Genomic DNA, 15,299 nt, shown 5'->3' on the forward strand with positions numbered 1-15,299 from the left:
CGGATGCAGTTTGATCTTACTTTGGTGGATTGGTTGGCAAGCGTCAACCATTTTATGACGCAGGGGGGGCCGATACTCTATTGGCTTGCTGCTGTTGTTATGCTGTGTTGGCTTTGTGTAATGGAGCGTTTGTTGTTCTTGTATGGCTACTTTCCTGCGCAGCAACAGGCGTTATTAACGCGTTGGGCTGCACGTGAAGAGCAAGGCTCATGGCATGCGCAAGCTATTCGTGCAGGCTGGTTATTACAGGCAAAGCAAGCGCTGCAGCAGAACCTTAACTTTTTAAAAGTGCTGGTGGCTATTTGTCCTATGCTGGGGCTGTTAGGCACAGTGACGGGCATGATCAGTGTGTTTGATGTGATGGCAACATTGGGCAGCAGTGAACCCAAGCTAATGGCTGCTGGTATTTCATTAGCGACGCTACCGACGATGGCTGGCATGGTTGCTGCACTTGCAGGCATGTTTGCGCACGCAAGATTAACGAAATCTTGTGACAGACGTTATAACAGCTTAGAAAAATTATTGAGACAATCTATTCATAAGGAATGTATATGAGATTTAACCGTCGTTCAGCAGCGCGTGAAGACGCACAAATAGATATGACGTCGATGTTAGATATTGTGTTTATCATGTTGATATTCTTTATCGTAACAAGTTCGTTTGTACGTGAATCAGGTGTTGAAGTTAACCGCCCGCAAGCGAGTAATGTGGTAAGCCAAGCGGGCGCAGGTATCTTTATCGCAATAACATCAAACAATGATATTTATATCGATAAACGCATGGTCGATGTAGAGCGTGTACAAGCCACATTAGAGCATTTATTACTGTCTCAACCTGATGCATCTTTGGTTATTCAAGCTGATGAGCATGCATTTAACGGCACTGTGGTCAAAGTGATGGATGCGGCGAATGGTGCGGGCGTTAATGGTATCGCGTTGGCGGCGGAGAAGTCTTAATGTTACGTTTTTTACTGGCTATTCCGCTGGCGTTGGCTGTCACGTTAGGTTTATTCACCTTGATGGCGTGGATGGTTGATAACGGCAATTCTGGTAAGCCTGAAGAGTCTAATGCGCAAGCGTTTGATATTGTTATGGTTGAACAAGAACGTGATGTTAACCGTCGTCAACGTGCATTGCCAGAGCAGCCTAAAAATGCACCGCCACCAACAGACAGTGTGCCAGTGGCGAATGCCGAGAGTAAATCATTAGCCTTACCGGATATGCCGGTACTTGGTATTGATATGGCGGGTATTGGTGTTGAAGTCGGCTTACCTGTTATTGGTGAGTTTAGTGCGAATCAACAAGCTATGCCATTATATCGTGTTGAACCGCGTTACCCATCTCGCGCAATGAAACAAGGTGCGCAAGGTTGGGTTAAAATGTCGTTTACGATTGATACTTTAGGTCGACCTGTTGATATCAAAATCATGGACGCTAAACCAAGACGTCTATTTAATAAATCGGCAGTGAAAGCATTACGAAAATGGAAGTACCAACCCCAATTGGAAGAGGGGAAAGCGATAATGCAAGTTAACCAAACGGTCACCTTGGAGTTTAAATTAGAGCGATGAAATTATTATCTTTAACTGTATTTTTAGCTAAATCTAAAGCCAAGTTCTGTGGTGCTAAAGTCAGTATCAATCAGTTACAATTTAACTGGTTGTTTGCCTTGATGTGCTTGTTTACATCAGCTGCTTATGCCAATCCGCCGCAACTTACCCAGTTTATAGCCGGTAAGATCCAAGCGGCGCAAGCGCTGCAGCAGCAAGAGCGTTACAGTGATGCTATTGATTTATTGGCAGAGTTGACCCCACGACAAGCGTACGACAAAGCGTTTGTGCAACGGGTATTAGGTATATTTCATTGGCAGCAGGAAAATACCGAGCAAGCGGTGAAGTACTTATCCTTGGCTGTAGAGAGCCAGTTATTACCGACGGAGCAGACTTGGATGACGCAGCGTATGGTTGCCGATATCCTATTAAGTCAGCAAGCGTATAAACAGGCACTGCCACATTATTACGTGCTCGTTAGTGATTATGCGCTAGTGGATAAAGTATTAGTGAATACGGTTATTGCAGGGGAAAAACGTCGTGATCAAACCGCTGCGCCCGGTAAGAATAAAGCATCGAATGTTAAACCAAAAGAGTTTACTGAACTGTGGTTGCGTATCGCACAAACGCATTATCAGCTACGTGAATGGGATAAAGTATTGAGTGCTGTTAGCGCATATGAACGTGTTAATACCCAAGGTGATCAGGTACAAGCGTTGAATTTACAGTTAACAGCGCAATCACAATTACAGCGCTGGCCTGCTGCAATTGCTACCCTAGATCGTATTATCGCAGTAGAGCCGGATAAATTATTGTGGTGGCAGCAGCTAGCGGGTTTACAATTACGCGTGTCACAGCCCCAAGCAGCGTTAACCACCTTGATCTTGGCGCAACGTCAAGGACTTGAATTAAGTACAGCAGAGCGTCGCACACTCGCGCAGTTGTACGCACAACAAGGTATTCCAGAGCAAGCTGCCCGCGAGTTAGGCCTGTTAGCGCAAGATGCAACTGACGATAATGAGCGCGAAAAGCTATTAGCAGAACAAGCGCAATATTGGCAGATGGCCAAAGAGTGGGATCACGCGATTAATACGTGGCGTCATGTCATTAGCTTGGCACAAAATAAGTCTGCTGAGTATCGTTGGCCGCTGGCACAACTGCTGTTACAACAGGGGCAATATGAATCAGCGCTGCTTGAATTGAATCATCAGCAAATTAAGCAAGATAAAAGTAACAAAGACCAGGCTGCAATCGAGTTAGCGAAAGTACGTGCTTATTATAAACTTGCGCAGTTTGACCGTGCTATCACCCATGCCAAATTAGCCCAGCACCTTGCCCCTTCTGCAAGTGCGAAAGGTTGGTTAAAGTATTTACTGCAAGTACGTCAGATTAATAGTTAATACTTCGGGTTATAAAGCTGAAGTAATAATTCTAATTATCCCGTTATGTCAGTATTCGCGCTGGTATAACGGACACTATTCTACGCGATGGATCACGTTTTTAACCTTACTGTATCAATGAGTTCAATGGCTCCTTTACGACTTTAGTTTGGCGTCAGTTTTCACCTATGCCTTGTTGTCACTGCGTGCATTACCTTCCCAAATTACATATCTCATACTTCAGCTTTCCTCCTTCTCATACTGTATTTTTGTCGTTAGCACTTTTGTTTTTATTCTAAGTGTTAACCTTTGCTGCGGGTGAATAGGGATTGTTCATCATCCAAAATAAATAAGTCATCGTAAAATTAAATAAGGATATTTATTATGTTGAAGAAGTTGCTTCTTGTAATGACATTGATGAGTGCGAGCACTGTTGCCATCGCACAGCTTCAAATCACTACTGCAAGTTATGATAAAAATGTACTTGGCGTTATTAATGCCACGAATAGTGTTGTTGAGATGAACATTAATGAATCAGGGGATCTCGATCTAAACGGGATTGATGTCCAACTTGCTGACAGTAATTTCATTATACCGTGTTCCTCTAGTGCGCAAGTGACAATCGCTGCAGCAAGCTTTGATGAAGACGTTGATTGTCCGGGACTTGTTACTATTGAGGAGATTGAATAATGAAAAAATTATTACTTGTAATGACACTCGGCGCATTATCTGGCTGTTTTGGTGACTCGGACGATAGCGAAGAATTGAGTTCTCCGCTCCTCACTGCCGATTTTTCTACAGAGAAAGATGATCTTAAAGTGATTTTCACGAGTACATCGACCAGTGCCGATAGCCCGATAGACAGTTATCTGTGGGATTTTGGCGATGATTCAGCAGCTAGTTTTGCTATCAATCCTGTTTATACTTATGCAACGGCTGATACCTATAGCGTGCTACTTACTGTGACGACTGAAGATGGCGGCAGTGCCAGTATTACGCGTGATGTTAGTGTGGCGAAAATACCTGGTAACCCAACGGCTGACTTTATTTATACTCCCGATGGCTTAACGGTGACGTTTACTGATAGCTCGGCTGTGACTAACGATACCATCGCCAATTACAGTTGGCACTTTGGCGATGTAGCACCGGGTAATACCTCGGCACTTGCTTCACCATCACATACTTACAGTGCCTCTGGTGATTATGATGTGACCTTAGATATTACGTCTGAGCTGGGTAATAAAACCGCGACGGTGAGTTATCAGGTGACCGTCACTGATAATGTTATTGACCCTGTTAATCCACAGGCTGACTTTAGCTCGGTTGTTACTGATTTAGACGTTACGTTTACTGATTTAACCAGTGTAGATAATGGTAATATTACTGATTATCTATGGGACTTTGGTGATAATACATCATCTGCACTCGCTTCTCCTAGCCATACTTATGTTACTGGTGGCACTTACACGGTAAGACTTGATGTGACGGGTAGTGATGGTACGACAGCCAGTAACAGTAAGGACGTTACTGCTTATGATCCTGCGGTAGAACCGACTATGCCGACGGTGAGCTTTACGTCTGATGCCTTAGCTGAATTACCAAGTTTAACCGTTAACTTTACCGCTGACGCTGCCAATGAAACCAGTCCTATTACTGGTTATGCCTGGGATTTTGATAGCTTAGGTGCATCGAGTGACGCTAATCCGACGTTTACGTTTATTGATGCGGGTATATATACTATTAGTTTAACGGTGACTTCAGAAGAAGATATTACCAATAGTATTTCGCAAAGTGTGGCAGTATTTGCCCCTGTGGTAGCGCTACCTGAATATATTACTTGTCAGGTGACGTCAACGAGCACGACGGTCTTCACTTCGAATAAAAATGAAGAATTAGCAAGTTGCTTCACTAGCGATACGCCTATTTTAGATAAAAAACAAGCTGGTAATTGGTGTGCTGAACAAGTGGCGATTTATGTCACTGATATGCCTTTAATACGCGTTCGCCCGACACTAACGGCTAATGTGCTAGAAACTGCTTGTCCATAATTACTTAACGGCAGGCCCTGTATTATCAACTTATGTTGCCGGCGAACGATGATACAGGGCTTTTTCGTTTTATCTTCTTAATAAAGCTAACTTCTTAATAAAGCTAACAAGGCTAGTTCAATAATCTGGGTATCGTTTAGCTGTTTATATTGGTCTTGTTGTTTTAACGTTTTCAGCATGTTTTTGTGCGTTTTACTGAGCTTAAGATAGTGGCTATTAAGATCTAATGCCGCTAAATTTTGTGTTTGTAGTGACTCTGTTATAACGCGTAAATAAGCAGGGCGTAGGTGAGTGCTTAATACCGTGAAGTATTGCTCTGGTTCCTTGCCTTGATATTCTGTGACAGCGATCTGTACATCGATAGAGACGTTGTTGTCGATAAATATTTCATCAAGCTGCTTAGTAGCAATATCAGCCGTTACTTTACGGCTGAGTTTACGTGCGTCATCGTTAGATATTGTAGATGAATTGCTGTTAGGATTGGTCACGTTATTTTTACCTTTCAATTTGGTGATGTAATGTTGTGATGTAATGTGGCTATGTCGCCTGGTGATGTATCGCGCGTTATTTATTTCTAAACGGTTGCGTTAGCATATTTTGTATTTGGTATTCCTTGGTATTACGAAAATACGGTAAACCTATCTGCATGTTCTGGTGTCCCAATTTTGGCTGCGCTTGGTAACTGCCAAATAAACGATCCCACCAGGGCAAGCAGAAACCGAAGTTATGATTGGTTTCACGGCCATTGATCGAGTGATGTACCCGGTGCATATCGGGGGTCACCAATAAGCAGCGCAGATAATGGTCGACCTTAATGGATAATCTAATATTGCTGTGATTAAACATCGCCGTCAGATTCAATAACATTTCAAATAATACCACGGCAATGACAGGGACACCCAATGCAATAATGACGGCAATTTTGATCACCATAGAGAGTAAAATCTCGATGGGATGAAAGCGGATCGCAGTGGTTACATCGATATCAAGATCGCTGTGATGCATACGGTGTAAACGCCATAGTACGGGTATGTTATGAAATACGCGGTGTTGAAAATAAATGGCAGCATCAAGCAGCATAATGGTCAAAACCACGATGAACGAACTCGTTATTAAGTTTGCATCTGCCGTTAAGGAGACTAATCCCCATTGCTGATCTTGGACATACAAGGCGGCATCAATAGCCAAAAATGGCATCAGTAGTTTTAGCGTGAGGTTATTCAGTATTACCATGGCAATGTTGTTGCCCCAACGCTGGAGTTTAGAAACGCTTAGCGGTCGTTTTGGCTGATAGTGTTCCCACAGGGCTAATAGTATAAACAAACCGATAAATGCACTCAGTCGCAGTGCATTGCTGTTCATGATAAACCAGTCGCTCATTGTTTCTCCTAGAGGGGCTTTTTTGTTGTTAAGTCATTATTGTGCGTTATTGCTAAGCAAAGTGCACTCAATCTTTATGGTAGCAATAGACATATATCAATTACAGCCTGCTTATGCCTCGCTACTATGACACTCATATTATGACTGTTTCTTATTTTGAGGCTTTATGCACACTATTCCTGATTTTATGACTGCGCAACATCGCCATTGTGATGATGCTTTTATTGCTGCTGAATCATCTGTTTCTGCAAGTAAATGGCCAGAAGCTGATAGTCAGTGGACGTTATTTACCACTGATCTTGAAACGCACTTACAACAAGAAGAAACGATTTTATTTCCCGCGTTTGAACAAGCGACAGGGATGACTATGGGGCCAACGCAAGTGATGCGTGCTGAACATGCACAAATGCGCCAATTGGTGGCAGAAATGACACAACAATTATCTGCGCAGAATAAAGCGAAATTCTTAGGGTTGTCAGAAACCTTAATGATTTTAATGCAGCAGCATAATATGAAAGAAGAGCAAATGTTATACCCTATGACACAAGCGCATTTACCGGATGCTGATGCGGTATTACAGCAAGTTAAAGCGTATTCATAATGGCGATAACGTTACGAGCAACAAATGTATCATCAACCGACGTATCATTAACCGACGTACAATCAACCGACGTACAATCAACCGACGTTCGAACGACTCAAATACCACCGACTAGCCTGCAAGTTATTAAGCTTGATGTTAGTGAATTACCTATGCCTGAACCTATGCGCCAGGTATTACTGGCGTTAACGGCATTATCTCCTGGTCAGTGTTTGATTATCTATCACCGTAAAAATCCTACACCGTTATATCCTAAGTTAGTTGAATTAGGATTCGTTTACCGAGTGGATATTGATCATGGTTTTAGCCAATCATCGGCGCTTGTTAATAATCACAGTCATGACAGTGGCAGTTGCGAAGATTTAGCCGTTATTATTAAAGTTGCTTTTAAGGCAGATGAGTCGGCATTGGCCGTATTTTCTGAGCTGGAATTAGCATGAACCTTGCGGGATTAGATTTTGATAACATACCGCCATTTTCAGTGCCGATGCGGTTCTTTTTTGTCGCGCCTTTGTTTGCGTTCATTAGTGCGTTGATTATTGCTGTTGCTGGCGAGTCAATGTGGCTAACGCGCTGGCACCCAGCCACACTCGCTGTGACCCATGCTATTGTGCTGGGTATTATTACCATGATCATGTGTGGTGCTATTTTACAGTTGCTGCCGGTATTGGCTGGTAAATCTTTTCCCAAGGTTAAACTTATTTCAACGTTAACGATGATCTTGATGGTAACCGGTACATTGTCGTTAATTCGCGCATTTTTAGCGAATATGCCGGAGTTCGGTTTGGACTCAAGCCACAGCAATTCCTTTTTCGCTATTTCAGGTATCTCATTTACCCTTGGTTTGGGTAGTTTTATCTGCGCAATATTATGGTTGATTAGGCAGCGAACTCAGGCCAGCGTATCAATCAATACAATGCGCTTAGGTTTTATTGCTATGCTGGTGGTTGGCATTATTGCCAGTTTATTGTTAGCCGGTTACTTATTCGCTAGCCAATTTAATATCACCAAGCAACTGACTGATAGCCATGCTAGTTGGGGGCTGGTTGGTTGGATCAGTTTAGTGATTATCGGTGTGAGCTTTCAAGTACTGCCTATGTTTCATGTTGCGCCTGCTTTTCCGAGCTGGTGCTCGCGTTATCTCCCTGAATTTCTTTTTATTACCTTACTTATTTATACGTTAGTGACCTTGGTTATAACCCAATCTGTTGTTATTGATAGCCTTGTACTTGAATCCATTGTTGATACTGCGGTGTGGCCGTTAATGCAGACGATTTGTATTGGTTTATTGCAGCTTAGTTTGATGGTGTATGCTGTGACGGCTATGCATTGTTTATATCGACGTAAGCGAAAAATTAGTGATGCGAGTGTCACTTGCTGGTTTATCGCCTTAACGTGCTTATTGATGTGTTGTGCGATTAGTTTTGTGATGAATTTGGTCATGAATTTAGGGGGGAATTCAGTGGTAACAGCGGAAGTTTGGCTACTGAGTTTTGGTTGGTCACCGTTAACGCTCGCATCGGTGTTTATCTATGGCTGGATATTAAGTGTGATCATGGCAATGATCATCAAGATTGTGCCTTTTTTGGCGTACTTACATCTACAACGTCAATGCGGTTTTCATCTGCAAGCCTTTGCGTTATTGCCTAATATGCACGAGCTATTAAGTAAAACGCGAATGCAGTATTTACTATATTGTCATGTATTTAGCTTATTTTCTTTGGCTCTCACTTTATACAATCCTGAATATTATTGGTTGTTATCATTAGCGATAGTGGGGCAGTTTGGTTATTTGTTTGTGTTGATGGCTAAGGTGAGTAGTCGTTATCGTGATATAGCCAAGGCTATCGATGAGGCGTTATTAACTTAGTATTTTAGATATAATTGCTTAGATATGACTGTTTAAATAAGTGCATTTAGTAAATACTAAATGCACTTAAGAGGTAACTTATCTTAAGAAGTAACTGAGCTTAAGAGGTAAACAGCACCCAAGTATAACCAATAAACATAATCAAGAGTACAGCACCTGATAGGCGACCGAAGCTATAGTTCAGTTTACTGTCTGCTGCGATTAGTGCATCTGTTTGTTGTTCAGGTTTCAAATTAGAACGACGCTTGTTCACGACAAAATAAGTAAATGTAAATGAGATCACCATAAATGCAGTCATGATTGAAAGCATCGGGATATCACGCGTTAATACTTCTGCGGGTAGTTGTAGACCATCACCAATCAAACCAGGGAATGCCAGAACACCTAATAAGTTAAAGGTATTTGAACCGATCACAGTTGCAAATGCAATTTCAGGCATGCCACGACGCACACCAGCAATAGCAGCTGCTAATTCAGGTAAGCTAGTACCAAATGCAACAATCGTTAGACCAATCAATAAGTCGCTTACACCCATTGCTTTAGCAAGTTGTACGCTGCCCCAAACCATAATTTGTGAGCTGATTAATAGCATGATCAACATAGCAATCGTTTCGACTAATGCTCTATTTCTACTCACGTCTAAAAATTCGAGTTCGTTTTCAACATCATCAGCAGACGATGATTTTGCCAAGTATACACAGTAAAGTGCAAGTAATAGGATCAGTACAAGACTGTCCCACATGGTAATTGAACCGTTTGACATTAATGCGATAGTCGCAATTAGCGCAACAACTAAAATCGGTAATTCACGTTTGATAAAACGTACTTGAATAACCAGCGGCATAAACAAGGCACAAAGCGCTAATACTAAACCACAGTTGATAATGTTAGAGCCGATAGCATTACCGACAGCAAGGCCTTCTGCACCATTAAATGAGGCAATTGCACTTACAACTAATTCCGGGAATGAAGTACCAAAGGCAATCACGGTCATGCCAATAAACATGACAGACACACCAAACTGTTTGGCTAATGTTGATGATACTAGGATGAGACGGTCAGCACTTACTGTGAGTAAGATAAAACCAACTAATACAGCGATGATAGGTAGTAATAAAGACATAGGATTCTCGTACGAGGGCATTTAGACATAAACAAGCGACACCCTGCCCTCGAAAGTAGGTGTTTACTTGTTCAAGTCTCATCAAACTTAGTACCGGGTTATTAGCTTTAAACTATTAACTTCGAACTAGGTTGAATACACCATGACCTGTGGGTCAGTTATGTTGATGTATTCCTTCACGTGGTGAAGCGACTACTCCCTCGAATAGATGCGGGCATTATAAAATAGAATTAGGTTAACGCAAGCAGAAACTGTAATTTAATTACACAGTAATTTATATCGTCATTTGCAATATGATTCATCGACGATGAATCATCGTTTTATTTTATCACTTTATACTCAATTTTTCGTGTTAAACCTAAAGTTAGCGTTAAGTTCTCAATTGTAAATTAATTTGTACCACTGCATGGTCAGTACTTTCGCTATCACGTGCATAGATAGGATTAATCAGATGACGGTCATAGGTGTGATAATCACTGACTTCATAGAGGCTACGCTGATATTCAGCATTAAACTCACACGACAGTAAAATATAATCTAACACAGACCCTTTATTGAAAAAGTAATGTGTCGGCGGGCGAGGCGCTGGGGTACAACTTGCTGTTACTCCATTTGCTGCATGCTGATATAAATGCCAGCTATCTTGTAGACTAAATTGCTTAACAATGTCTTGTGCTTGTGGGTCTGAATTAAAGCGTAAAGTGTCCATGGTTAAATGAGACAGCACACCGTCGCGATCATTATCGAGTCGATCATTAAAATCGCCCATTAACATCATTGGATTGTTTGTTGCGAGTCGACGTTGGATCATTTTTTGGAATAGTAATACTGCCTCTGAACCACGCTGTATCGATGAACCCCAAGTGCCGCACATTTGTTTAGTAAAAGCATTTAGTACGGCTTTGGTCGTTGCGAGCTCGTTATCGTCACTTTCTAACATAGGTCGTTTAGATTTGAAATGTACGACATAACAATCTGTTGTACCTAAGTGTGGCAATTCAATACTGGCGCGTAGTGGTTTACGGCTAAATTGATACTCAGGTGACAATCCCATGTCTGCTGCAAGTTGGCTATCTGGTATAACCGCGGTGATATCGGTTATTGGGTAACGTGATGCCAGTGCGACGACTGGACTGCGAAAGATATAGTCTTCAATGACATCGGCGCTATCGACAACGGCGAAATACGGATAATCACATTCTGCTACTAATGCTTTTAGAGAATCAGGGCTAAACACTTCTTGAAAGCCAATCACGTCTGGCTGATGTTCGCTAAGGTAATCACGTATCCATGTCTGCTTTTTCTGCCATTGTTGCTCATCATAGATACGGTCAAAGTCATAACAAGCATAAGGCGGTTCGATATAATTGAACAGGTTGAAGGTGGCAATTTTTAGCATAGGTAAGGAATACCAGAATATAGAGAAAACAACTGTTACGGTTATAACAAGCTTAGCGGGATGGGGCAAGTAAGTTTTATGTCATTGTTTGTCACAAGGTGTTTAAGGTATTTCGTATAATAACTAAGTCATTACCCGACAGTTTGTCGCCTTAACTGTACTGCACTGTTGAATTTTAATTCGTAGGTTTTTGATAAACATAAAGTTAATGCGCGATAATATAATGATGTTAATAATTCGATATTGTAATTTACTGTAAGTTATTGTAATTGACTGTGCGATGAATTGTTTTCCTTAACATGTTTGTTAGACTCCGCGCCTTATTGGTCTTTAGAGGTAGTATGATGAACAACAACAGGCATTTCACTGTGGCAATGACGGCACTTATTAGCAGCTCGTTTTCTGTATCCGCGAATGATCATCTATTGACCTCTACAGATTCAGGACCGAACAACAATAACGTGAAACATATTGTCGGTATTGAACAGACGCAGGTCGCATCGACAGCGTTAACTGCTGATGAAAGTGAATTACTCAGTGCTGAAGAATATGACCGATACGAACGTCACTTTCCGATTTGGGCACAAGATGCTATCGATTTAGGATATGAATTACCTAAGCCATATGGTTTTAGTCTGACCTATATGACGATGGAACAGCCTTTAGTTGTCGATTCTGTTGCATTTAGTGGTTTGGGCCCTATTGACGACAGAGTTAAAGTCGGTACGTCATCCGCGCAACAAGAATCTGAAACACTTACTTTACGTGGTGATGTTTGGGTATTACCGTTTTTAAATGTGTACGGTATTCTAGGTTACACTCAGGGCAGCAGTACTGCTGCAGTTAATCCTACTTTGCATCGACCTAACTTTCCTAATAGACCTCCGATTGACTTAGGCACATACGATTTTGAATTGAATTTTAAAGGTATAACGTACGGGGCTGGTACTACTATCGTTGGTGGTATTGATAATTGGTTTGCGTTACTCGATGTCAATTACACTAATACTGCATTAGATATTCTTGATGGTGAAATAAGTTCAATCGTCGTATCACCACGTGTTGGTTATCGCTGGAAGTTCAAAGGCCATGATATGCAGTTATGGACTGGCGCTATGTATCAAAATGTAGAACAAACGTTTGCGGGGAGTCTTAAGGATATTGGTATCAACCTACCTGGTAAATTTGAAGTCGAGCAGCATCTTGAAGACAAATGGAATACCTTAATCGGTGGGCAAGCGCAAATCACCAACAATGTCGATCTGCTTATGGAAGCGGGTGTTGGCACTCGCCGTAGCATGATGGTTAGCTTAGGATACCGCTTCTAATATGATGTCCTTTGCTAAAGTATCTATGTTTGTGTTTGGCGCTATGTTGTTAACTGCTTGCAGTCAAGATTGGCAAGTTCGCTCATTGCCAACCGATGAAGCTGTCGCAGAAGCATTAGCGGCAGAGCCAGATAAACGTGTGCTTGCAAGTACCGAGTTAAATGGTTATGCAAGCCTAGAAATGCCTGGAGATGTAAGACCTTGCTGCGCGTTCGGTAATGCCCAAAAAGTCAAAGTAGGTACCTTACAAGTGCCATTCTTTCGTTATGCCAATACATTGGGAGCTGATGATATTGGCGCACATGCGTTTGATGCTGGTACATTTAGCTATGTGAAAGCATCGCCAGGTGGTAGCAGCAGTGGTGAAAACAATGGTCAAATCTACACGCGACTTGGTGGCTTCATTGATTTAGCTCATGTACGCGATACTGCGGATAATACGGTTATTTTGTTTTATAAGATCTATAAGCAATTAGGTAAAGAAACAAAACTTGAGTTACCGCCTGAAATCGGTCCCCGTTATATTCAGTTAAACGCCTTTGATATTGAGCATCTCGACCCATTACAGCGCTGGAATTTAGCGGCTGATATCGCTGCAAGACTCGGTTACTTAATGGCTGAGTCACATGAAATAGCACAATGGCACGGCTATCGCAGTTGGGCGCTTTGGTCTGAAGAGGTATCGGCTTATTCACCTGAAGATATCTATTCAAATATGCTGGGCGCTAAGATCGCAGTGGCATTAATCAGTAATAACTTAGCCATGAATAAAACCTTGTTTAATCAGCACATGAATGGCTGGTTAACCGCGGCAATCAATCAACTCGAACCTGTAACAGCCGAGCAAACTAACGCGTTGTTTGATGTGATTGACGGCGATTGGTGGGATTCAAATGAACCATTACCAAATAAATTTATGTTATTGAAACGTCACTATGCCTTGGGGGATATGCAGTCTCCGTATTTAGTGGATAAACAAACTGCTCAAGCGCATGCGCATTGGCCTTTACTTGCTCCTGTCTATTTACAAGAGAAGCGACAACAAGATCAAGAACACCAAGCCAAACAGTTATCCCTGCCGCGCTACAGCCATGGTGTGGATATAGATGAAGTAGCCAAGCTATGGTTATTTATTGATGATAAGTTTAAAGCTAACTTTACTCATATCCCTGCAGAGCTGTGGTCGAACGGTTTTACCAGTGCGCAATTTTTAGCCTTGTCAGCTTATAACCAGATTGAAGATGACAAGCAGCTAAAAGCCAAGCGCGAGGGTGATAAATAATGCTGCAGCATCGAGCTAAGCTATATCAAACCAAGCAACATAAAACCAAGTTAGGGTCACACCTATTGCTCTCGAGTTCATTGCTGTTGATGACGGGCCAAAGTGCTTTTGCGGATACTGGTTCTCAAACTGATGAAAGCGCTAACGTTGAACAAGGTGGCTGGATTGATGGGCTGTTGGAGAATCTCGGTGCGGACGGTGAATATAACCAAGACAAAATGATTGATTTTAGCGTATTACCCGGGCCTTTTTATAATCCGGAAATGTCATTTGGTGTCGGTGTGTCGGCAATAGGGCTCTATCAGGTAGATAAAGAAGATCAGGTGAGCCAGTTATCGACATTAATTATTAATGGCTTTGCCTCTGCCAATGGTGCGCTAGGGATTGCTGTCGCAAACAAAACCTTTTTACAGCAAGATAGGTTACGGTTTTATGTTGATGCTGTTATCGCTGATGCGCCTGAAGTGTATTATGGCCGCGGTTATGATGAAAATAGACAAGATGATAATAAAGTCACATTTGATAATCAGCAAGTATCACTGGCGCCTTCGTTACGCAAACGTATTTCCGCGCAAAGCTTTATTGGTATCGGCATGGATTTTAACTATAATTCAGCCGATGACATTGATCGCGGGCAGTCTATGGTCGATAGCAGTATGTTGGTGGAAAGCAGCCGTAGTGTTGGGGCTAGCTTATTGGTCAATTACGATAGTCGTGACAGTGTACTAAGTCCTCGTTCTGGGCGTCTTGTCGAATTGGATTCAAAGTGGTATCGCCAAGAATTTGGTAGCCAAACTGATTTTAATGTTCAATCATTATTATACAGCGAGTATCTGAGTATTGGTGAGAGCGGGGATGTATTAGCATGGCAAGTTCATGGCCGCTTTACGCAAGGAGATGTGCCTTGGGATCAACTCTCAGCGCTGGGTGGAGGTGGCTTATTACGTGGTTATAATTCAGGACGTTATCGCGATGAGCAAATGTTATTGGCACAAGTTGAATACCGTTTAAACCTATCAGGTCGTCATGGCATGGTATTTTGGGGCGGTGCTGGTGGACTTGCCGATAACATTGATAAATTATCAGCAGATGAACTATTGCCAACGGCGGGCGTGGGTTATCGATTTGAAGTGAAACCCAAAGTTAATCTACGCTTAGACATGGGCTTTGGTAATGGTGATTCAGGGTTCTACTTTAATGTGAATGAAGCGTTTTAAGCCTATTTATTGAGGCTTAGTGTTACTAAGTATGATCATATATGAAATATAACAAGCTTATATATGAAACATGTGATTATTATCACTTTATAGGCAAGCCTGCTGCTTTATCATTGTTTTTTA

Annotated in this window: 16 protein-coding genes and 1 riboswitch; of the genes, 12 read left to right on the top strand and 4 right to left on the bottom strand. The window is 42.0% G+C overall.

Annotation, left to right across the window (positions count from 1 at the left end):
* The first annotated feature begins 3 nt into the window (after nucleotides 1-3).
* From FR932_RS04305 to FR932_RS04330, 6 genes are all read left to right on the top strand, one after another.
* Complete coding sequence (locus FR932_RS04305) at nucleotides 4-555, top strand: MotA/TolQ/ExbB proton channel family protein (protein WP_019439280.1); 552 nt, start codon at nucleotides 4-6, stop codon at nucleotides 553-555.
* Nucleotides 552-956, top strand: a complete 405-nt coding sequence (locus tag FR932_RS04310; protein WP_019439279.1) for an ExbD/TolR family protein — start codon at nucleotides 552-554, stop codon at nucleotides 954-956. Before FR932_RS04305 ends, FR932_RS04310 begins: the two co-directional genes overlap by 4 nt.
* Nucleotides 956-1,570, top strand: a complete 615-nt coding sequence (locus FR932_RS04315) for an energy transducer TonB (RefSeq protein WP_019439278.1) — start codon at nucleotides 956-958, stop codon at nucleotides 1,568-1,570. Before FR932_RS04310 ends, FR932_RS04315 begins: the two co-directional genes overlap by 1 nt.
* Nucleotides 1,567-2,949, top strand: coding sequence for a tetratricopeptide repeat protein (locus FR932_RS04320; RefSeq protein WP_019439277.1), 1,383 nt, complete (start codon nucleotides 1,567-1,569; stop codon nucleotides 2,947-2,949). Before FR932_RS04315 ends, FR932_RS04320 begins: the two co-directional genes overlap by 4 nt.
* A gap of 363 nt (nucleotides 2,950-3,312) precedes the next feature.
* Entirely contained in the window at nucleotides 3,313-3,618 is a 306-nt protein-coding gene (locus FR932_RS04325) for a hypothetical protein (protein WP_019439276.1), read from the top strand.
* Nucleotides 3,618-4,976 (top strand): PKD domain-containing protein, encoded by a 1,359-nt coding sequence (locus FR932_RS04330; RefSeq protein WP_019439275.1) that lies wholly within the window; start codon nucleotides 3,618-3,620, stop codon nucleotides 4,974-4,976. The genes FR932_RS04325 and FR932_RS04330 overlap by 1 nt, the downstream gene beginning before the upstream one ends.
* Nucleotides 4,977-5,062: 86 nt before the next feature.
* Here the strand turns inward: FR932_RS04330 and FR932_RS04335 are convergent, their stop codons facing one another.
* Both FR932_RS04335 and FR932_RS04340 read right to left on the bottom strand, forming a co-directional pair.
* Nucleotides 5,063-5,464: a hypothetical protein gene (locus FR932_RS04335; protein WP_019439274.1), complete on the bottom strand. Its 402-nt coding sequence runs from the start codon at nucleotides 5,462-5,464 to the stop codon at nucleotides 5,063-5,065.
* A gap of 76 nt (nucleotides 5,465-5,540) precedes the next feature.
* Nucleotides 5,541-6,356, bottom strand: a complete 816-nt coding sequence (locus FR932_RS04340; protein WP_019439273.1) for a sterol desaturase family protein — start codon at nucleotides 6,354-6,356, stop codon at nucleotides 5,541-5,543.
* A 166-nt stretch (nucleotides 6,357-6,522) separates the two neighbouring features.
* Here FR932_RS04340 and FR932_RS04345 point away from each other — a divergent pair, with 166 nt between their 5' ends.
* The 3 genes from FR932_RS04345 to FR932_RS04355 are packed head-to-tail and all read left to right on the top strand — an operon-like array spanning nucleotide 6,523 to nucleotide 8,827.
* Nucleotides 6,523-6,957: a hemerythrin domain-containing protein gene (locus FR932_RS04345; RefSeq protein WP_019439272.1), complete on the top strand. Its 435-nt coding sequence runs from the start codon at nucleotides 6,523-6,525 to the stop codon at nucleotides 6,955-6,957.
* Nucleotides 6,957-7,397 carry a DUF2249 domain-containing protein gene (locus FR932_RS04350; RefSeq protein WP_019439271.1) on the top strand — a complete coding sequence of 147 codons (441 nt, stop codon included), beginning with the start codon at nucleotides 6,957-6,959 and terminating at the stop codon, nucleotides 7,395-7,397. Before FR932_RS04345 ends, FR932_RS04350 begins: the two co-directional genes overlap by 1 nt.
* Nucleotides 7,394-8,827, top strand: coding sequence for a hypothetical protein (locus tag FR932_RS04355; RefSeq protein WP_019439270.1), 1,434 nt, complete (start codon nucleotides 7,394-7,396; stop codon nucleotides 8,825-8,827). Before FR932_RS04350 ends, FR932_RS04355 begins: the two co-directional genes overlap by 4 nt.
* Before the next feature lie 100 nt (nucleotides 8,828-8,927).
* On the opposite strand, the gene FR932_RS04360 is transcribed toward FR932_RS04355, so the two are convergent.
* Both FR932_RS04360 and FR932_RS04365 read right to left on the bottom strand, forming a co-directional pair.
* The gene (locus tag FR932_RS04360; RefSeq protein ID WP_019439269.1) at nucleotides 8,928-9,950 is read right to left on the bottom strand and encodes a calcium/sodium antiporter; all 1,023 of its coding nucleotides are present in this window, start codon (nucleotides 9,948-9,950) and stop codon (nucleotides 8,928-8,930) included.
* Nucleotides 9,951-10,033: 83 nt separating this feature from the next.
* Nucleotides 10,034-10,150: riboswitch (yybP-ykoY riboswitch) on the bottom strand.
* A 170-nt stretch (nucleotides 10,151-10,320) separates the two neighbouring features.
* Nucleotides 10,321-11,349, bottom strand: coding sequence for an endonuclease/exonuclease/phosphatase family protein (locus tag FR932_RS04365; RefSeq protein ID WP_019439268.1), 1,029 nt, complete (start codon nucleotides 11,347-11,349; stop codon nucleotides 10,321-10,323).
* 344 nt (nucleotides 11,350-11,693) lie between these two features.
* On the opposite strand from FR932_RS04365, the gene FR932_RS04370 reads away from it, so the two are divergent.
* The 3 genes from FR932_RS04370 to FR932_RS04380 are packed head-to-tail and all read left to right on the top strand — an operon-like array spanning nucleotide 11,694 to nucleotide 15,176.
* Nucleotides 11,694-12,677, top strand: a complete 984-nt coding sequence (locus FR932_RS04370; protein ID WP_019439267.1) for a hypothetical protein — start codon at nucleotides 11,694-11,696, stop codon at nucleotides 12,675-12,677.
* Nucleotide 12,678: 1 nt separating this feature from the next.
* Complete coding sequence (locus FR932_RS04375) at nucleotides 12,679-13,959, top strand: DUF4056 domain-containing protein (protein WP_019439266.1); 1,281 nt, start codon at nucleotides 12,679-12,681, stop codon at nucleotides 13,957-13,959.
* Entirely contained in the window at nucleotides 13,959-15,176 is a 1,218-nt protein-coding gene (locus FR932_RS04380) for a BamA/TamA family outer membrane protein (protein ID WP_019439265.1), read from the top strand. Before FR932_RS04375 ends, FR932_RS04380 begins: the two co-directional genes overlap by 1 nt.
* Nucleotides 15,177-15,299: the final 123 nt, after the last annotated feature.

This window comes from Moritella marina ATCC 15381 (assembly GCF_008931805.1).
Lineage (GTDB): Bacteria > Pseudomonadota > Gammaproteobacteria > Enterobacterales > Moritellaceae > Moritella > Moritella marina.